23 protein-coding genes are annotated in these 17,956 nt (G+C 65.1%); 13 read left to right on the top strand and 10 right to left on the bottom strand.

Features of this window, described 5'->3' with window-relative positions; genetic code table 11:
- From QSV46_RS08030 to QSV46_RS08020, 3 genes are read left to right on the top strand one after another with little or no spacing between them, the layout of a single operon-like run.
- Positions 1-1,158, top strand: a complete 1,158-nt coding sequence (locus tag QSV46_RS08030) for an alpha-D-ribose 1-methylphosphonate 5-triphosphate diphosphatase (RefSeq protein WP_314948938.1) — start codon at positions 1-3, stop codon at positions 1,156-1,158.
- 14 nt (positions 1,159-1,172) lie between these two features.
- A complete protein-coding gene (gene phnN / locus QSV46_RS08025; protein WP_314949260.1) occupies positions 1,173-1,751 on the top strand; it encodes a phosphonate metabolism protein/1,5-bisphosphokinase (PRPP-forming) PhnN in 579 nt (192 codons plus the stop codon).
- 17 nt (positions 1,752-1,768) lie between these two features.
- Complete coding sequence (locus QSV46_RS08020) at positions 1,769-2,380, top strand: pyridoxamine 5'-phosphate oxidase family protein (RefSeq protein ID WP_314948935.1); 612 nt, start codon at positions 1,769-1,771, stop codon at positions 2,378-2,380.
- A gap of 206 nt (positions 2,381-2,586) precedes the next feature.
- Here QSV46_RS08020 and QSV46_RS08015 read toward each other — a convergent pair whose 3' ends face one another.
- Positions 2,587-3,318 carry an SDR family NAD(P)-dependent oxidoreductase gene (locus QSV46_RS08015; RefSeq protein ID WP_314948932.1) on the bottom strand — a complete coding sequence of 244 codons (732 nt, stop codon included), beginning with the start codon at positions 3,316-3,318 and terminating at the stop codon, positions 2,587-2,589.
- A 390-nt stretch (positions 3,319-3,708) separates the two neighbouring features.
- Here QSV46_RS08015 and QSV46_RS08010 point away from each other — a divergent pair, with 390 nt between their 5' ends.
- Positions 3,709-3,912 (top strand): hypothetical protein, encoded by a 204-nt coding sequence (locus tag QSV46_RS08010; RefSeq protein ID WP_314948929.1) that lies wholly within the window; start codon positions 3,709-3,711, stop codon positions 3,910-3,912.
- Here the strand turns inward: QSV46_RS08010 and QSV46_RS08005 are convergent, their stop codons facing one another.
- The 4 genes from QSV46_RS08005 to QSV46_RS07990 all read right to left on the bottom strand — a co-directional run bounded on the left by QSV46_RS08005 (position 3,913) and on the right by QSV46_RS07990 (position 7,439).
- Positions 3,913-4,416 carry a DUF6496 domain-containing protein gene (locus QSV46_RS08005; protein WP_314948926.1) on the bottom strand — a complete coding sequence of 168 codons (504 nt, stop codon included), beginning with the start codon at positions 4,414-4,416 and terminating at the stop codon, positions 3,913-3,915.
- 67 nt (positions 4,417-4,483) lie between these two features.
- The gene (locus QSV46_RS08000) at positions 4,484-5,266 is read right to left on the bottom strand and encodes an alpha/beta hydrolase (RefSeq protein WP_314948924.1); all 783 of its coding nucleotides are present in this window, start codon (positions 5,264-5,266) and stop codon (positions 4,484-4,486) included.
- A 4-nt stretch (positions 5,267-5,270) separates the two neighbouring features.
- Positions 5,271-6,566, bottom strand: coding sequence for an O-acetylhomoserine aminocarboxypropyltransferase (locus QSV46_RS07995; RefSeq protein WP_314948922.1), 1,296 nt, complete (start codon positions 6,564-6,566; stop codon positions 5,271-5,273).
- Between the two features lie 81 nt (positions 6,567-6,647).
- Positions 6,648-7,439, bottom strand: a complete 792-nt coding sequence (locus QSV46_RS07990; protein ID WP_314948920.1) for an IclR family transcriptional regulator — start codon at positions 7,437-7,439, stop codon at positions 6,648-6,650.
- A 129-nt stretch (positions 7,440-7,568) separates the two neighbouring features.
- On the opposite strand from QSV46_RS07990, the gene QSV46_RS07985 reads away from it, so the two are divergent.
- The 6 genes from QSV46_RS07985 to QSV46_RS07960 are packed head-to-tail and all read left to right on the top strand — an operon-like array spanning position 7,569 to position 12,184.
- A complete protein-coding gene (locus QSV46_RS07985) occupies positions 7,569-8,534 on the top strand; it encodes a tripartite tricarboxylate transporter substrate binding protein (RefSeq protein ID WP_314948918.1) in 966 nt (321 codons plus the stop codon).
- A gap of 3 nt (positions 8,535-8,537) precedes the next feature.
- Positions 8,538-9,155, top strand: a complete 618-nt coding sequence (locus tag QSV46_RS07980) for a flavin reductase family protein (protein WP_314948916.1) — start codon at positions 8,538-8,540, stop codon at positions 9,153-9,155.
- Positions 9,156-9,210: 55 nt separating this feature from the next.
- Positions 9,211-10,071, top strand: a complete 861-nt coding sequence (locus QSV46_RS07975) for a fumarylacetoacetate hydrolase family protein (RefSeq protein ID WP_314948914.1) — start codon at positions 9,211-9,213, stop codon at positions 10,069-10,071.
- Between the two features lie 2 nt (positions 10,072-10,073).
- Positions 10,074-10,877 (top strand): 2-oxo-hept-4-ene-1,7-dioate hydratase, encoded by an 804-nt coding sequence (gene hpaH, locus QSV46_RS07970; protein ID WP_314948911.1) that lies wholly within the window; start codon positions 10,074-10,076, stop codon positions 10,875-10,877.
- A 25-nt stretch (positions 10,878-10,902) separates the two neighbouring features.
- On the top strand, positions 10,903-11,295 hold the full coding sequence (locus tag QSV46_RS07965; RefSeq protein ID WP_314948908.1) for a RidA family protein: 393 nt from the start codon (positions 10,903-10,905) through the stop codon (positions 11,293-11,295).
- 13 nt (positions 11,296-11,308) lie between these two features.
- Positions 11,309-12,184 (top strand): amidohydrolase family protein, encoded by an 876-nt coding sequence (locus tag QSV46_RS07960; RefSeq protein WP_314948905.1) that lies wholly within the window; start codon positions 11,309-11,311, stop codon positions 12,182-12,184.
- 54 nt (positions 12,185-12,238) lie between these two features.
- On the opposite strand, the gene QSV46_RS07955 is transcribed toward QSV46_RS07960, so the two are convergent.
- Entirely contained in the window at positions 12,239-13,246 is a 1,008-nt protein-coding gene (locus QSV46_RS07955; RefSeq protein ID WP_314948902.1) for an LLM class flavin-dependent oxidoreductase, read from the bottom strand.
- 253 nt (positions 13,247-13,499) lie between these two features.
- Between QSV46_RS07955 and QSV46_RS07950 the strand changes: the two genes are divergently transcribed.
- From QSV46_RS07950 to QSV46_RS07940, 3 genes are all read left to right on the top strand, one after another.
- Entirely contained in the window at positions 13,500-14,003 is a 504-nt protein-coding gene (locus tag QSV46_RS07950) for a Twin-arginine translocation pathway signal (RefSeq protein ID WP_314948899.1), read from the top strand.
- 68 nt (positions 14,004-14,071) lie between these two features.
- Positions 14,072-14,635 carry a ferric reductase-like transmembrane domain-containing protein gene (locus tag QSV46_RS07945; protein ID WP_409997157.1) on the top strand — a complete coding sequence of 188 codons (564 nt, stop codon included), beginning with the start codon at positions 14,072-14,074 and terminating at the stop codon, positions 14,633-14,635.
- Positions 14,636-14,762: 127 nt separating this feature from the next.
- Positions 14,763-15,221: a cyclic nucleotide-binding domain-containing protein gene (locus QSV46_RS07940; RefSeq protein WP_314948894.1), complete on the top strand. Its 459-nt coding sequence runs from the start codon at positions 14,763-14,765 to the stop codon at positions 15,219-15,221.
- Positions 15,222-16,175: 954 nt separating this feature from the next.
- Here the strand turns inward: QSV46_RS07940 and QSV46_RS07935 are convergent.
- The 4 genes from QSV46_RS07935 to QSV46_RS07920 all read right to left on the bottom strand — a co-directional run bounded on the left by QSV46_RS07935 (position 16,176) and on the right by QSV46_RS07920 (position 17,791).
- Entirely contained in the window at positions 16,176-16,319 is a 144-nt protein-coding gene (locus QSV46_RS07935; protein WP_314948891.1) for a hypothetical protein, read from the bottom strand.
- A gap of 72 nt (positions 16,320-16,391) precedes the next feature.
- Positions 16,392-16,598 (bottom strand): hypothetical protein, encoded by a 207-nt coding sequence (locus tag QSV46_RS07930; protein WP_314948888.1) that lies wholly within the window; start codon positions 16,596-16,598, stop codon positions 16,392-16,394.
- Between the two features lie 11 nt (positions 16,599-16,609).
- Positions 16,610-17,383 carry a hypothetical protein gene (locus tag QSV46_RS07925; protein ID WP_314948886.1) on the bottom strand — a complete coding sequence of 258 codons (774 nt, stop codon included), beginning with the start codon at positions 17,381-17,383 and terminating at the stop codon, positions 16,610-16,612.
- An 18-nt stretch (positions 17,384-17,401) separates the two neighbouring features.
- The gene (locus QSV46_RS07920; protein ID WP_314948884.1) at positions 17,402-17,791 is read right to left on the bottom strand and encodes a hypothetical protein; all 390 of its coding nucleotides are present in this window, start codon (positions 17,789-17,791) and stop codon (positions 17,402-17,404) included.
- Between the last annotated feature and the right edge of the window lie 165 nt (positions 17,792-17,956).

Below are 17,956 nucleotides of genomic sequence, written 5' to 3'. Positions count from 1 at the left end.
ATGAACGCCAAGCCGAAGGACACCGTGATCGCCAACGCCAGGATCGTGCTGGCCGACCGGGTGATCGAGCAGGGCTGGCTCGCTCTCGCGGACGGACGCATTGCCGAGATCGGCGAGAGCAGGGCGCCCGCGGGCGCAGAGGATGCCGGCGGCGACCTCATCATGCCGGGCCTGATCGAACTCCACACCGACCATCTCGAAGCGCATTACGTGCCGCGCCCGAAGGTGTTCTGGAATCCGGTCGCGGCCGTGATCTCCTATGACGGCCAGCTCGCGACATCGGGCATCACCACCGTGTTCGACTCGCTCCGGGTCTGGCGCGAGGACGGCGCCGAGGAAGTCGACGGCCGCGCCGGCGTGCTGGCCGCCGCGATCACGACCGCGCGCGACGCCGACCTGCTGCGGGCCGACCACTTCCTGCATCTGCGCTGCGAAATCCCGATGCCGAGCGTGGTCGAGGAGGCCAAGGAGCTGATCGACCGTCCCGACGTGCGGCTGATGTCGCTGATGGATCACACGCCGGGCCAGCGCCAGTTCCGCGACGAGGTCAAGCTGCGCGACTACTACCGCGGCAAGGGCGGCGGCAAGACCGATGCCGAGCTCGACGAGCTGTTCGCGAGACGCTTCGAGTATCAGAAGCAGTATGCTGCGACTAACATGCGCGAGATCGTGGCGCTGGCGCACAAATACAACATTCCGCTCGCGAGCCATGACGACACCACCGAGGAGAACGTCGTGGACGCGGTGCGCGATGGCGTCTCGGTGGCGGAATTTCCGACCACGCTCGAGGCGGCGCGCGGCCTGCACCAGGCCGGCATCGGCATCCTGATGGGCGCACCGAACGTCGTGCGCGGCGGCTCACATTCCGGCAACATCGCTGCCGTCGACCTCGCCCGCGAAGGCCTGCTCGACATCCTGTCGTCGGACTACATTCCGTCGAGCCTCCTGATGGCCGCGCTGCAATTGCCCGAGCATGTGCCCGCGATCAGCCTTCCGGCCGCGGTTCGCACCGTCACGAAGGCGCCCGCCGAGGCGGTCGGCCTGTCCGACCGCGGCGAGGTCGCGACCGGCAAGCGCGCCGATCTGATCCGCGTCCACGTCGCAGGCCACGTTCCCGTGGTCCGCAGCGTCTGGCGAGAAGGAAACCGCGTCGCGTGAGCGAGACCGCGACCATGGCACAGGACGCGGCAGGCGGGATCGGACCCGGGCGGCTGGTGCTCGTGGTCGGTCCCAGCGGCGCCGGCAAGGACACGCTCTTGCGTCTCGCGCAGGCGGCCTGCATTGTCGATCCCGACATCGTCTTTCCGCGCCGCGTGGTGACCCGCGCATCCTCCGCCGACGAGGACAATATCGCGATGAGCCACGATAACTTTCTCCGCGCCCGCTCGCACGGCGATTTCGCCGTGCATTGGGAGGCGCACGGGCATTCCTACGCCCTGCCGCTCGAGATCAACGACGATATCCGCGCCGGGCGCGCGGTCGTGGCCAACGTCTCGCGCACGGTGATCGGCGCACTGCGCAAGGCCTACGCCAACGTCGTCGTCGTCACGATCACCGCGCCGCCGGAGGTGCTGGCGCAGCGGCTTGCCGCCCGCGCCCGGCACAGCGATGGAAACATCGCCGACCGCCTTGCGCGCAGCATCGATGACGCATCGGCCAACGCCGATATCACCATCCTCAACGCCGGCAGCGCCGACTATCACAGCCGCCAGCTCGTGCGGGTGATCAGGAATGAAGGCTGGCACGAATAGCCAACAAGGAGAACGGAATGACGGTGATCGAAACGGTCGAGCAGCTGGAGGCTATCTACGGCACCACCAACGACGCCTCGACCGTGAAAGTCGCCGACCACGTCACGCCGCTCTATCGCGTCTTCATCGAGAAGGCGCCGTTCGCCGCGCTCGCCACCATCGGGCCGGAGGGCATCGACTGCTCGCCGCGCGGCGACCTGCCCGGCTTCGTTCGCATCCATGACCCGAAGACGCTGATGCTGCCGGATCGGCGCGGCAACAACCGTGTCGACTCCCTGCGCAACATCGTTCGCGATCCGCGGGTGTCGCTGATGTTCCTCATTCCCGGCTCCGGCAACGCGGTCCGTGTCAACGGCTGCGCCCATCTCTCGATCGATCCCGATCTGCTGGCGTCCTTCAGGGTCGAAGGCAAGGCGCCGCGGAGCGTGATGGTGATGAGTGTGGATGAGATCTACTTCCAGTGCGCCCGCGCCATCGTCCGCTCCGATCTCTGGAATCCCGACAAGCGCGTCGACCCAAAGGCGCTGCCGACACCCGGCCAGATTCTCGCCGAGATGAGCCAGAACAAGGTCGGCGGCGCGGAGTATGACCGCGCCTGGCCGGAACGTGCCGCCGCGACGATGTGGTGAGCTCCGCTCTCTCGTCTCCCTCGCCCCGCTCTCCTGTCCGCCGAAGCCCGCCTTCGGGCGAAGGCGGATGCGGGGAGAGGGCGGGGTGAGGGGCTCTCTCGACACGTTAATTTAGATCGCCGTGGGACCTGCACTCCCTCGCCCGCCGCGCTCTATGAGCGCGTCGACCTCTCCCCGCAAGCGGGGCGAGGTAAGAAGCATCTCCCTCAATTAAACGCCATCCCGCCGCTCAGCGCGATGGTCTGTCCGGTCATGTAGGCGTTGTCGACCAGCAGCATCACGGCTTTCGCCACCTCCTCCGGCGTGCCGAAGCGGCCGAGCGGGATGCGGCTGACGAGGTGCGGCTGGCCGCTCATCATGTCGGTTGTGATCAGCGACGGCGCCACGGCGTTGACGGTGATTCCGTCCTTCACCAGCCGCGCCGCATAGCCGCGCGTCAGGCCCTCCATGCCGGCCTTCGACGCGTTGTAGTGCGGGCCGATCGCGCCGGCGCCGCGTGCGGCACCGGAGGAGATGTTGACGATGCGCCCCCATTTTCGCGCGCGCATGGCCGGCAGCACTGCCTGCGTGCACAGAAAGGCCGATTTCAGATTGACCAGGATGGTGCGGTCGAAATCCTCTTCGGTGAGGTCGTCGACGCCGCGGGTGATGGCGATGCCGGCATTGTTGACGAGGATGTCGATCGGTCCAAGCTCCGCCGCGATGCGCTCGAGCATTCCGGTTACGGCCTCGCGTTGCGAGACGTCGGCGGCAATTGCAACAGCGCGACCGCCGCTTTTGTTGATCTCGCCGGCCAGCTGCTCGGCCTGCCCGATTCGCTCGCGGCAATTGATTGCCACGGCGGCGCCTGCCTCGGCCAGCGCGCGGCAGACCGCAGCACCGATCCCGCGCGAGCCCCCGGTGACGAGCGCCGTGCGTCCCTTCAGATCGTCCGCCATGACCGGCCTCCCAAATTGTCTGCCTTGCGGCGTCCCGAAGCGTATCATGTGGCCCGCGCGCCCGCGTTGAACTCATCGCGAGATGAATCCGGCTGTCCGTGCTTGCGGCGGGAGAAGCGCCCCGGTGCGCCGCTCCCAAATATGGATAGCCATTTCATTGACGGAACGCGCCTTCCCCTCGATATTTGCAGCATCGAAACTGCTCCTCGAGCTTGATGCCGCGACATGAGAACCGATCACCAGCGCAATCCGAACGACATGCACGCGTGCATGACGCGGCGCTGTTTCTCGGCGGCCACGGGCGCCTGTTGTTGTTGCTGACCGCCGTCTAGCAGCATCCCACACCGCAAATCTCGAGCCAAACGCCGGCACGTCGGCGAACGAGCAATCATGTCCCAAGCCCAATCGAACGCTTACATCATCGAAATCCACGACCGTGCCGCCGGCATCGTCACCCGCGATGAGCGCGGCTTCCGCTTCTTCTCTTCCGAGCGCCTGTTCGACAGTCTCGAAGGCCGGCAGTTCCGCTCGGCGCGCGACGCCGAGCGCGCCGCACGTGCGGTGTTCTCCGGGCGGGGCCGGCGTTTGAGCTGATCAGCTCCGCCGGCGCGCCCTGGTGCGTGCCGCCTTCTTTGCGGCGGAGGAGCGGGCCTTGGCGCCCTTGGTGCGGCTCGCCTTGCGCGCGGCGGCCGAACGCGACGCCGCAGTCCGCTTACTCGCGGCACGCTTGGCCTGCTTCGACAGCGCACTCCGTGACGCGGTCGAACGCGGCTCCTTCTTCAAGACCTCTTCGACGGCGCGGGACACGCGCGGCCGGCGCTTCGGGGTGCGCTTGCCCTGACCAACCTCGTAGGCATATTTGGCGCTGCGGCGCGTGGCCTTCTTGGTGCGGCCCTTGCGCGGCGGCGGCAGATCGACGCCGGCGCGGCGCGCCTCGGAAAGGCCGATGGCTATGGCTTGTTTGGTCGAGCGCGCACCGTGCTTGCCTTTTCGGATCTTGTCGATCTCGTCCTTGACGAATTCGCCGGCCTGCGTGCTTGCCGATTTGCCGGCGCGCTTGTCCTGCTTCGCCTTGCGAATGATTTCTTGTCTTGGCATGGTCGAGTTCCCTTTGAGATTCATAGGGATGTCCGACCGCAACGCGCCAGACGGAAGATCGATCCGTTTAGTTCCTCAGCGCCGCCAGCAACTCATCCGGGCGCTCGGCCATGACCATGTGGCCGGCGCCCGGCACCACGATTGTCTTCGCATGCGGAATCGCGGCGGCGAGCGCCTTGCCGGCCTTCGCTGGCGTCATCATGTCCCGCTCGCCGAGAATCAGCGTGGTCGGCACCTTCACGCTCGCGGCGGCGGTCAGCGCATTCGTATATGCGTTGCAGGCGGACAGATCGCGGAACAGCACGCCCGGCTCGCAATGCTTGAGCACCGCCTGCGCGCCGCCATGCATCCACAGTCCCGGCGCGAGGCTGCCGCCGAGCTCGGCGTTGAAGCCGAGGCCCCAGATCGAGACCATGTCGAGCGCGTCCTGTTCGTTGGCTTCGGCGGCCTTCAAGAGATCCGGGCCGACCGTCATGGTCGCCGCCGTGCCGATCAGGCTCAGCGCGGAGACCTTGTCGGGATGCCGTGCCGCCGTCTCCAGCGAGATCAGCGATCCCATGGAATGGCCGATCAGGTGCGCCTTCGCAGCTCCCGCCGCATCGAGCAGGGCCGCCGTCCAGTCAGCCATGTCAGCGATGCTCGACAGTGACGGTCCGGCCGAGCGGCCGTGCCCAGGCATATCCGGCGCCAGCACGCCAAAACCGTGATGGGCGAACCAGCGGGTATGCAGCGCCCAGGTCGAATGATCGAAGCCGGCACCATGGATGAAGACGACCGCAGGCAGGGACTTGTCGAAGTCGCGGCCGCCGTTTGCGACAAACACCTCGGCGCCGTTGACGGAAAGCTTCATGGTGTCAGACCTTTTGCGAGATGCGCAGCGCTTGGGCGAGATCGTCGATGATGTCGCTCGCGGTTTCGATGCCGACCGACAGCCGCACCAGCTCCTCGCCGATGCCGGCGGCCTTGAGCTGTTCGGCGTCCATCTGCTGATGCGTAGTCGAGGCGGGGTGGATCACCAGCGTCTTGGCATCGCCGACATTGGCGAGATGGCTGATTATGCGCAGCGCTTCAATGAACTTGCGCCCGGCGGGCCGGCCACCCTTGATGCCGAAGGAGACGATCGAGCCGGCACCGCGCGGCAACAGCGTCTTTGCGAGCTGGTAGTCCGTGTGGTCCTCAAGCGAGGGATGCAACACCCAGTCGACGGCCTTGTTCGACTTCAGCGCCTCCAGCACCAGATGCGTGTTCTCCATGTGCCGGTCCATGCGCACGCCCAGCGTCTCGACGCCCTGCAAGAGCTGGAACGCGTTGGTCGGCGACAGGCAGGCGCCGAAATCGCGCAGGCCTTCGGTGCGTGCGCGCATGATAAAGGCGGCGGTGCCGAACTGCTCGTCGAAGACGATGCCGTGATAGCCGCCATAAGGCTCGGTCAGCACGCCGAATTTTCCGGAACCACGCCAGTCGAAGCGGCCGCCGTCGACGATGGCGCCGCCAATGGCGATGCCGTGGCCGCCGATCCATTTGGTCGCCGAATGCATGACGATGTCGGCACCAAGCTCGATCGGCCGGCTGAGATAGGGCGTGGCGAAGGTGTTGTCGATCAGCAGCGGGATTTTCGCGTCATGTGCGATCGCCGCGACCTTGGGAATGTCGAGCACTTCGAGCCCGGGATTGCCGATGGTCTCACCGATCACCAGCTTCGTGTTCGGCTTGATCGCCGCGCGGAATGCGCCGAGATCGCGCGGCTTGACGAAGCTTGTAGTGATGCCGAAGCGCGGTAGCGTGTGCGCCAAAAGGTTGATGGTGCCGCCATAGAGCGAGCTTGAGGCCACGATGTGGTCGCCGGCATTGAGCAGCGTCGCGATGGCCAGATGCAGCGCGGCCATGCCGCTCGCGGTGCAGATCGTGCCGACGCCGCCCTCCAGCGCCGCGAGCCGTTCCTCCAGCACGCCGGTGGTGGGATTGGAGATGCGCGTGTAGATGTGGCCGGCGCGTTCCAGATTGAACAGTGCCGCGGCGTGGTCGGAATCCTGGAACACGTAGGACGTGGTCTGGTAGATCGGCACCGCGCGGGCCCCGGTCGCGGGATCCGGATGCTGGCCCGCATGCAGGCTCAGGGTCTCGAAGGCAGGCGGCTTTGGCGCGGGCATGCGTGGCCTCGTTGGTCGATCGGCGGAGACGGTTCTTGTGCCACAAAACGGTCCGGCACGTCAGCCCATTGACAGCGCAGCCTAGCCGCGGATCGCCTGCTCGATGACCCGCGCCTCGCGCAGCAGGATATCCACGACCTCCTGCTCCCGCCTTGGGCCGAGCCTCGTCCGAACGGCGGAGACCGTCATCGCGGCGGCGGGTCGCCCGTCCGGCGTCTTGATCCAGGTGGAGATCGATTTCGTGCCCTGCACGAGGCCGATCTCTCTCCTGCCGTATCCCAGCCGTCTCGCGGCGGTGACCTCGCCGAGCACCGTCGCAACGTCGGTCCGGTAGGACTCGAACCTCTTCTCGTTGGCGGCCACGATTTTTCGCGCCTCCTGCGCCGGCATCGCGGCGAGGATGGCGACGCCCGCACTGGAGACGCCGAGCGGCCGGCGCGCGCCGACCTCGATCGACAGCACCTGAATCGGATAGACGCCGATTCTGCGATCGACGCATAGCGTGTCGTCGCCTGTCCGCACCGTCAGGAACAATGTGTCGCCGATTTCGGTGGAGGCGCGCCGCAGCGATGGATTGGCGGCGACCAGCAGCCGCGACGGGCGGGGTCGCGCGAGCGCCAGTTCAGGCACCTGGTTGCCGATCGCGTAGCGGCCGGTCCTGCCGTGCCGCTCGACGATGCCTTCCTCGATCAGCACGTGGACGATGCGATGCACGGTCGGCCGGGTGAGGCCGGTTGCCTGCACGACCTCGGCCAATGGCACACCGTCTTCGCGGCCTGCGGCAAGAATGCGCAGCACCGCGAGCGCGCGCCGGATCGCCTGCGCACCTTGTCGTGGTTCGATCGTGGATTTCGACGACGGTCTCTTGTCCATAATATGGACAAGAACGCCACAATTCTCTCGACAGGTAAAGCGCGCATCTGGAGATTGCGCTCCGATCGAGATGCCTTGCGCGATGTCAGGGCATTCGATGCGAATTGGAAGCGCCGCCGGGAGGTTAACATGAGATTAATCTGGATTGCCATAGCTGCCGCAACCGCGATGCTGGCGGGGCCCGCGTCGGGCCAGCAATGGCCGGCGCGCAACGTCAAGCTGATCGTGCCCTATCCGGCCGGCGGCAATGTCGACAGCGCCGCGCGCATCATTGCCGACAAGCTCCAGGAAAAGCTCGGCCAGCCCTTCATCATCGAGAACAAGGCCGGCGCCGGCGGCATGATCGCGGGCGAAGCCTTCGCGAAATCGGCGCCCGACGGCTATACGCTGTTTGTCGGCGCCAACGGCCCGGTGCTGTTCGCGACCGAAATCAACAAGCGCGACGCCTACAGCTGGAAGAAGGACTTCCTGCCGATCTCGACGATCTCGATGACGCCCCTGGTGCTCGAGGTTCATCCGTCGGTGCAGGCCAATACCTTCAAGGAGTTCATCGAGCTTGCCAAGCGCGAGCCCGGCAAGCTGACGATGGCATCCCCGGGTCCCGGCACCACCAACCATCTGCTCAGCGAGCTGATGCAGTCCAGCCTCGACCTGCAATGGGTCACCGCGCACTATCGCGGCAACGCGCCGGCGGTCAACGATCTGCTCGGCGGACAGGTGCAGTTCGCCTTCGACCAGCTCACGGTGAGCCTCCAGCACATCAAGGCCGGCCTGTTCCGCGCGCTCGCCGTCACCAGCCCGCATCGCCTGAAATCGCTGCCGGATGTGCCGACCTTCGCCGAGCTCGGCTACAAGGATTTCGATGGCCAGACCTTTACGGGTCTGTTCGCGCCCGCGGGCACGCCGGCGCCCGTCGTCGACAAGCTGCACGAGGCGCTGACCGCGATTCTGAAAGACCCCGCCGTGGTCGACAAGTTCGAGAAGCTCGGCGGAGAAGCCACGCCGATGACGCCGGACGAGTTCAAGGCCTATCTCGAGCGCGAGGACGCCAAATGGATCCCGGTCGTGCGCAAGGCCAACATCAAGGCTGATTGATCGATGCGGATCGACCCCACCGAGCTCGGCGCCGAGCGCGTCTACCGCCTGATGACCGGCATCGTGGTGCCGCGCCCGATCGCGTGGGTCACGAGCCTGTCGCGCTCGGGCGTGCTCAACCTCGCTCCCTTCAGCGCCTTTACCTTCGTCTCGCAGAAGCCGCCGATGCTGGCCATCAGCGTCGGCCGCAAGGGCGCCGACTACAAGGACACCGCGCACAACATCCTCGACACCGAGGAATATGTGATCCACATCGCCGACACGCCCTTGATGAAGGCGGTGCACGACAGCTCGGTCGAGCATCCGCCTGAAATCAGCGAGGTCGAGCATCTCGGGCTGGAGACGCTGCCCTGCGAGCGCGTCAAGGTGCGGCGGCTTAGCGCTGCACCAGTCGCAATGGAATGCCGCTTCCGGCAGTGCCTGGAATTCGGCGACGCCCGCAGCCGGCTGATCGTCGGCGAGGTCGTGATGTTCCACATCCGCGACGGCCTCGTGAACGACGGCAAGGTCGAGACCAAGGCGCTCGACCCGATCGCGCGCATCGGCGGTCCTCGCTACGCCAGCCTCGGTGAGATCGTGACGCTGAACACCGTGTTCCAGACCCCTAAATCGAAAGACTGAGCGCGCGGTGCATCGCGCCGGTCCTTGTGCCTGCAGACCATTGGAGAAAACGACAATGCGACTCGTAAGCTATCTCTTGGACGGAGAGCCGCGTTACGGCGCCGCGGTCGAAGGCGGTGTCGTCGATCTGACCAGGCGGATCGGCCGCGACTTCTCCGACGTCAAGGCGCTGATCACAGCCAATGCGCTCGCCGATGCGCAGGAAGCGGTCGCCGGCGCCGCGCCCGACTACCCGCTGGAAAACCTCGTCCTGCTGCCGCCGGTGCTGGCGCCGGAAAAGCTCTGGTGCATCGGCGTCAACTATGCAGAGCGCAATGCGGAATATAAGGACAGCTCGGACCTTCCCAAATATCCCAGCCTGTTCGTGCGCAGCATGTCATCGATGACCGGCTCCGGCCAGACGCTGGAGAAGCCGAAGGTCTCCGAGCAACTCGACTATGAAGGCGAGCTCGTCATCGTGATCGGGCAAGGCGGCCGTCACATCCCGCGCGAGCAGGCCTGGTCGCACATTTTCGGCATGACCTTGTGCAACGAGGGCACGATCCGCGACTGGCTGCGCCACGGCAAGTTCAACGTCACGCAGGGCAAGAATTTCGACCGCTCCGGCAGCATCGGCCCGTGGATCGTCACGGCGGATGAGCTCGACCCGCGCGGCCCTCATGACATTGTCACGCGAGTCAACGGCGAAGTGCGGCAGCAGGACACGACCGAGCGGCTGATGTTCCCGTTCGACTATCTGATCTCCTACCTCTCGACCTTCGCCACGCTCAAGCCCGGCGACATGATCGTCACGGGCACGCCGACGGGTGCGGGCGTTCGCTTCGATCCGCCGCGCTGGCTCAAGGTCGGCGACGTCGTCGAGGTCGAATCCAGCCGCATCGGCGTGCTGCGCAACACTGTGGCCGCGGAGCGATAGTCATGCTCGATACCGCCACGATCGAACGCCTTGCCGCGCGCCTCGATGAAGCCGAGCGCACCAAGGCGCTGATCCCGATGTTCACCAGGGAGTATCCCGATTTCAGCATCGAGGATGCCTACGCCGTTCAGCGCGCCTGGACAAAGCTTCAGCTCGGGCGAGGCCGCGTCATCAAGGGCCACAAGATCGGCCTGACCTCGAAGGCGATGCAGAATGCGGTCGGCATCAAAGAGCCGGATTACGGCGTGCTGTTCGCCGACATGTTCTATGCCGACGCCACGGCGATCCCGTTCGACCGTTTCCACGCGCCGAGAATCGAGGTGGAGCTCGCCTTCGTGCTGAAGGCGCCGCTGCGCGGGCCTGACTGCACCATCTTCGACGTGCTCAACGCCACCGATTACGTCACGCCGGCGCTCGAAATTCTGGAGACGCGCATGCACCGCGTCGATCCCGAGACCGGCAAGACCCGCAAGGTAATGGACACGATCTCGGACAACGCGGCGAATGCCGCGCTGGTGCTGGGCGGCCGGCCGTTCCGCCCGCTGGATGCGGATCTGCGCTGGATCGGCGCGCTGCTGTTCCGCAACGGCGAGGTCGAGGAGACCGGCCTTGCCGCTGGCGTGCTCAACCACCCGGCGAACGGCATCGCCTGGCTCGCCAACCGCCTTGCGCCGCACGACGAACATCTCACCGCCGGCGAGGTGGTGCTGGCGGGCTCGTTCACGCGGCCCGTGGACATCCGCCGCGGCGACACGTTCCACGCCGACTACGGCGCCTTCGGCTCGGTGTCATGCCAGTTCGTCTGAACCAATAAGCAAGAGGGAGCGCACCATGACCGGTCAATCGCGGCGCAAGAGCATCCATATCGGCGGCTTCAAGCACGCCAATCCGATTCCGAACGCCTGCCGCATCGGCAATCTCGTAATGTCTGGGGTCATTCTCGGCCGCGATGCGGCCGGTGTGATGCCCGAGAGTCTCGACGCCCAATGCGCCAACATGTTCGCGCACATGAAGGCGACGGTGGAGGCCGCCGGCGGCACCACGGACGACATCATCAAGATGACGGTGTGGCTGAAGGACCGCACGCAGCGCGGGCCCGTCAACGTCGAGTGGCTAAAAATGTTTCCGGACGAGCACTCGCGCCCGGCGCGCCATGCGCTGCCGATGGACAATATGGACGGTGGCGCGCTGGTGCAGTGCGACTTCACCGCAATGATCGACTGAAGGAGCATAGCGCATGCCGGACTATCTGCCGTTCGATCCGAACCCGCGCCGCCCGGTCAAGGCGCCGCCGCCCAAAACCGTCGACAGCCAGTTTCATGTGCTGGGCCCCATCGACAAATATCCCGAGCGTCCCGGTGCGGCCTATCGGATGCCGACCGCGACCTGGGAAGCGGCGCTGCGCGTCCACAAGACGCTGGGCATCGAGCGCGGCGTCATCGTGCAGACCACGACCTATGGCGCCGACCATGCCGTCGTGCTCGACGGCCTCGCCGCGATGGGCCCGAATTATCGCGGCTGCGCCAACGCGCTGGTGTTTGCCGAGGCGAACGACACTTATCTGGCAAAACTGCACGACGCCGGCGTGCGCGGCGCGCGCTTCAGCTTCCGCCAGGAACTCGGCGCGGTGCTGTCGGATGCCGATTTTGCGCGTGCCATCGCCCGCATCCGCGAGCTCGGCTGGTACGTCAAGATCCAGCCGGAGAAGGACGGCATCATGTCGAGCGTCGCGAAGTACGAGAATCTCGACGTTCCCGTGCTGATCGACCACATGGCGCGCCCCGATCCGCAAGGCGGCAAGGACGATCCGAACCTGCGCAAGATGCTGGAGCTGCTCGCCAGGGGCAATTTCTGGGTCATGCTGTCGCTCGGCGAGAAGACCTCGAAGCTTGGTCCGCCCTACGACGACGTGATCCCGATCGCGCGCGCCTATATCGAGGCGGCACCAGACCGCTGCGTCTGGGCCAGCGACTGGCCGCACCCGGTCTCCGTCAAGCAGCCGCCCAACGACGCCGACCTGCTCGAGCTGATGTACCGCTACGCGCCCGACCAGGCCGAGCTGGAGAAGATCCTGGTGCACAATCCGGCGAAGCTGTTCGGGTTTCCGGATTAGGGCACTCGAGGCCTGCCGCGAGCGCACCTTCATCGGTGCGACAATCGGGCCTGCTTACACCGCCGGCTGCTTCGCCAGCCGGTCCCGCACCCCCGCTGCGATCTCGAACGAGCGCAGCCGGGCAGCGTGGTCGTAGATCTGACCCGTGGTCATCAGCTCGTCTGCGCCGGTCTCGGCGATCAGCGCCTTCAGCTTTTCTTCGACCACGGCAGGCGATCCAACCGCGGAGCACGACAGCGACTGGCCGACCATGGCCTTCTCCGCGGGCGACCACAGTGTGTCCATGTCGTCCACCGGCGGCGGCAGCGGGCCGGGCGTGCCGCGGCGCAGATTGATGAACTGCTGCTGGAGCGAGGAGAACATCCGCTGCGCCTCCGCGTCGCTGTCCGCGGCGAACACATTGACGCCGACCATCGCATAGGGCTGGTCGAGCTGTGCCGAGGGCTCAAAGCGCGCCCGATATTCGCGCAGCGCCGGCATCATCATTTGCGGCGCGAAGTGCGAGGCGAACGCAAACGGCAGGCCGAGCATCGCGGCAAGCTGCGCACCGAAGGTGCTGGAGCCCAGGATCCACAGCGGCACCTTCGTCCCCATGCCGGGCACGGCGCGGATGGTCTGGTTCGGCTGCACGTCGCCGAGCAGCGCCTGCAACTCCAGGACGTCATGCGGAAAATTCTCGGATGTCGCGGCGAGATCGCGCCGCAGCGCCCGTGCGGTGAGCTGGTCGGTACCCGGCGCCCGCCCGAGCCCGAGATCGATCCGCCCCGGATAGAGCGAGGCCAGCGTGCCGAACTGCTCGGCGATGACGAGCGGCGAATGGTTCGGCAGCATGATGCCGCCGGACCCGACGCGGATCGTCTTGGTGCCGCCCGCGATGTGGCCGATCACGACCGACGTCGCCGCGCTGGCGATGCCCGTCATGTTGTGATGCTCGGCCAGCCAGAACCGCCTGTAGCCCCAGCGTTCGACATGCTGGGCGAGATCGAGCGAATTGCGAAACGCTTGTGACGCGTCGCCGCCCTGACGGATGGGCGCGAGGTCGAGGACGGAGAAGGGAATCATGTGAGAGGACCCATGAGGGGCGCGATGTGCGCGGCGGCCTCACATATAGGGAGCCGGTGGGAATGCTGCACGAACTTGTCGCGCCTGATCGATGTTGACCTCACAGGGCATCCTTCAAGCTGTTCGAACAGCCCTCGTCCCCGTTCACAACACTGTTATTGCGACCTCTGGCGCCGTTCGTCCCAACTGGGCGTTTCGCGCTTGTTGCGGTACGCTCGATGGAGCCGCTGCACACTCGCCAGGAGGAACCGACATGACCACGGTCCTACTCAATCGCCGCACCCTCCTCGCCGCTGGCGGCTCCGCCCTGGCCACCGGCGTCTTGGTGAGCGGAATGTCCGGCCTCCTGTCGCCGGCCCGCGCGAACGGCCTTGCGCCGACGGAATCGATGTCGGGCGGGGCGAACAACTACCGCAAGGGCGCGGCGATCGTGGACCGGATCGGCAAGGGTGGCTTCTGGATGAGTGGCACCGTGCGCCGCGCCGGCGACGGGGCCCCGCTCGCCGGGCAACGCATCCAGATCTGGGCGCACACGACCGAAGGGCAGGAGCACGAGCCGCAGAGTCACGGCGCCACGCTCACCGACAAGGACGGGAAGTTCCGGCTCGAGATGCCGCAGATCATTCCCATCTTCGGCCAGCCGCATGGTCACCTCGCCTATGACAGCGGCGAGTTCAAGACCGTCTTCCTGCGGCCGGTGATGCGGAGCGCGAAGGAAACCAGTCTCGAGGGGCACTTCGTGCTTCAGCCGGCCTGACCGAATTGCGAACGACGGGGTGGAGATCGGCCCGGGCGACCCTGATCTGGGTCGCTCTTGCCTTGGCCATTGGCGTGCCGATTGTCGCCGCCGCAACAAGCGAGCAGCTCGCATGGCGCGGCCCGGTCTACATCCTCGCCGGCTTCGCGGGGATCGTCGCGCTCGGTCTCGTGCTCGTTCAGCCCCTGCTGATCGGCGGATACCTGCCGGGATTCTCCGGCTATCGCGGTCGGCGCGCCCATCACTGGATCGGCGGCGCGCTGGCTCTTGCGATCGTTATCCATGTCGCGGGCCTCTGGATCACCAGTCCGCCCGACATGATCGACGCCCTGACCTATACATCACCGACGCCGTTCTCTCCCTTCGGCGTGACCGCCATGTGGGCCATCTTCATTGTCGCGCTGCTGGCTCTACTGCGCCGGCGATTGGGACTGCGGCTGCGAACCTGGCGCGTCGTCCATATCCCCCTCGCGATCATCGTCGTCGTCGGGAGCGTGCTCCATTGCCTGCTGATCGAGGGGACGATGGAGACGATCTCGAAGGCGGTGCTCTGCGCGCTCGTGCTTGCGGCGGCCGCCAAGGTCCTGGTTGATCTCTGGAGAAAGCGGCCCTTGCGCGGCGAGAGTGCGTAGGATGGGTAGAGCACTTGCGAAACCCATCATGCCTCGTGATCGAACCAGGCATTGATGGGTTTCGCTTCCGCTCTACCCATCCTACCGACTGATTGTCGCAGATGGCGTCGGGAGGTATCCTCTTGCAATGGCTGTCAGTGTCCCCGATCTGAAAGCGTTCCTGCTCGCGACGCCGTTCTTCGGCGGCCTCACGGACGCGAGTCTCGACCTCCTGATGTCGATGCTGGTCGAGTGCCGCTTCGATGCCGGCGCCACCGTCGTGGCGGAGGGCGACCCCGGACGCTCCCTGTTCATCGTCAAATCCGGCCGGCTGACGGTGAGCAAGCGGGCGAATTCGGGGAGCGTCATCCCGATTTCCGTTCTGGAGCCCGGCGATTTCTTCGGCGAGATGACGCTGATCGAAATGCAAAATCGATCCGCCACGGTGGTCGCGGAGAGTCCAACGGTGCTGTACGAGCTGACGGCCCAAAAACTCTACGCCTGCTACAAGACCGATATCCACGCCTATGTGGTCGTCCTGCAGAATATCAATCGCGAGCTCTGCCGCCGGCTGCGCCGATCCGACGAGCGGTTCGCTGGGCAGTAGGTGGGCAAGACAATGAAGAGGTTCGCGATCATGCATCTTGACGGCCATCTATTGTCAATCCGAGCCTTCTTTGGCAGCAGACGTGGCTAGCTCATTTGTCGCCGCCGACCGTCTCGTCGGGCAAAACACTCGCCTCCCGCAAAATCCCGTCAACCCACTCTGACAAAAATATTCCTCTTTACCGAATTTCGGTTTTGCGGCATTCTCCCGCCATCCCGGTCCAGGGAGAGGGGCGATCGTCCGTCGTAACGAACGTGGACCGGGGTTGCGGTGGACGCGGCAGCGTCGGGCACGAAGGCGGGACCAGGGCGAGATGAACCTCGTGAGGTCTTGGCTAGCGTGCGGACGACCGGCGCCAACGCCCTGCGAAGCCCTTTCGGCGAAGCAGGGCGTGTCCGGCGAAGCCTTCGGGCGAAGCCGGATGGCTGCGTACGGCAAAATCGTGTGGTCCTGGCCGTCGTTGCTACGGTCAAGCCTTGCGGAGATGCTTCTAGGCTCGACCGGGTCGCGAGGCATCGCCAATTCGCAAGGCGACGGTGACAAAAAGGAACTCGTCGCCGGGGAGAGCGCGGCATAAGCCGTCAACCCACTGCGCAGGGAAGGCCGAGTGTTCGGCTACACCTGTATGCTGCTGTGCGGTCTTTTTGCGCTACACTTTCGCGCAGCGGACCGCGGGTGCCAGCCGGCACCCGGTCTTCCCTGCGCCCTCTTCACCAAGGGGGTCACGGAAAACAGCAAAACTCGGGCATCCGGTGCCGCGAGAAGGCTGCTTCATGCGCGATTGAGCTGAAGAATGGTGCTGCCAGACAGGATTGAACTATGCCTGTTCACACCCCGCGCCTTGGAAAACCAAGGGTTTTCGTCGTCGCTCGGTGAGGCTGTGTAACAGTATGAGGAACACTTGAGAAGCCCCCGCCTCAGGCCAACGACCGCCAGCCTGAGGGCGTCTCACCTTCATCCGTTGATGTTGATGATCCCGATCATGCCGAGAAGCCAAATCACGCCGACAAGGACGGCAAAGAGGATGGCTGGCCCGATGATCATGTTGACGACAAGGCGTATGGCGAGACGCCCCCGGCCGATTGGTTGTGAGTTCACGGAAAGCCCCCTTAGAACGTGACTACGCGGGGTTGTAATCCCGCGCAATCGCGCAGCAAAGGGCTTGGTTGGTTACTCATCGTCTGGTCGGGTCAGGATCGTCGTGTATCCCATCCGCTGACCAGCCCTGTTCACATGCGTCAATGTCACGGCGAGAAAGCCATGGGGCAGGGACGTGGTGACGCTCACGACCACCGTACCCGGTCCCATGTCTCTCACGCGCCTGATCGTATCGTCACGGTCGGTAGCCTTGACGCTGAGCGTGGTGAAGAACGGCATGTCCCGACCGATCAGGCCCTTGCATACTGGCGGGCCAAGGTCAGCACATGCTTCCACGTCACGTTCTTGACCTTGCCGGTCATCCTCTTGATGCCATGGTCGATCACAACGCTCTTGATGGCCGCGCTGTTATCCGCCAGCCGAGACAGTTCGGCATAGTCAGCCTGTCCAAGCTCACGCATGGCCGCTGCCTGTCCGATAGAGACAACCTGCTGCACTGAGCCAACAGCGGCATCCTTGCTGATGCCCCGCTGCTGTAGGCCGGTCCAGATTACGTCATCCTGTGCAAGCTCACCCGTGAGAATGTCCTTGCCGAGTTCAATGGCGGCATCCTGATCAAGCCCGGTATGCAGCGCAACCGCCGTGACCACGTTATCCATGGCAACGATCTCCGCATCGGTGCCGCTACCGTCATCAGCCTTCCGGCTATCGACGGTCTCGACAGCATCGCTATCATCGCCGGGGGCCTTCGGCGTCACAGCAGCCTCGCTGGCCGCCGCATCTACGCTGAGCCTGACACCCGCCGCCCTGGCTTGTGCCACAGTTATCGGAATGCCAGCCACTTCCACAATGTCGGTCGGCTGGAGATCGGCCTCCGAGTGGACAGAGCGCCTTGCGCCGGTCTGCCCGTCCAGCACCGTTGGCCCGGTGCTGCCGAAGTCTTCCGACGATACGAAGGTGGAGCCACTGTGGTGCTCGTTCACCCGCTCCGTGCTGATGGACGTGGTGGTCTCCCCGTTAGCGTTGGCCGGGGAGGTAGAGATATTGCAGGTGTAGACAGTCATGATTGTGGTTCTCTCTGATTATTGCTTGTTGATTGCCCATTGGGCTTCGTCGTCATTGCCATCATCGAAGATGGGAAAAAGTCGATTGCCGATCTTTTCCCTCAAGGCCCGGTTGCGATCTTCCTGATCCTTCGGGGACAGGTCGTCAGAAGCGCTCGCCAAGCTCGCTGATGCTTCGATGAACTTGATCACCGCTGCCGCTGTGGATGCCGTGATCTCGCGGTCGCCCTTCATGATGAGTGCCAGCTCGTTCTGGATCACGGTGTCGAGCTTTCGCCACGCCTCCAAGGCAGAGCGCTTGATGTCGGTCTTGCCGATTGCGGCGGTGGTGATGGCCGTAGGCCGATCAGTCGCAGTCTGCTGATTAGGCTGGCGCGGCTGTTTCTTGGTCTTGGGGGCCGCTGCCATCAGTCCCCGTCCTGATTGATCAGACCCTGCTGGCGGGGCGGCTCAAAGCCGTAGACAGTCCTGTCACCGTTCAGTGCAGCATCGTCATGTCCACCAGCCTTGCGGCTCCGGTGTAGAGTATCCCTGAACTTCTGCGCTTCTGCCTTGGCGTTGGCGGTCAAGATG

Source organism: Bradyrhizobium cosmicum (assembly GCF_032290525.1).
GTDB lineage: Bacteria > Pseudomonadota > Alphaproteobacteria > Rhizobiales > Xanthobacteraceae > Bradyrhizobium > Bradyrhizobium cosmicum_A.
This window is presented reverse-complemented; position numbering and strand designations above follow the sequence as displayed.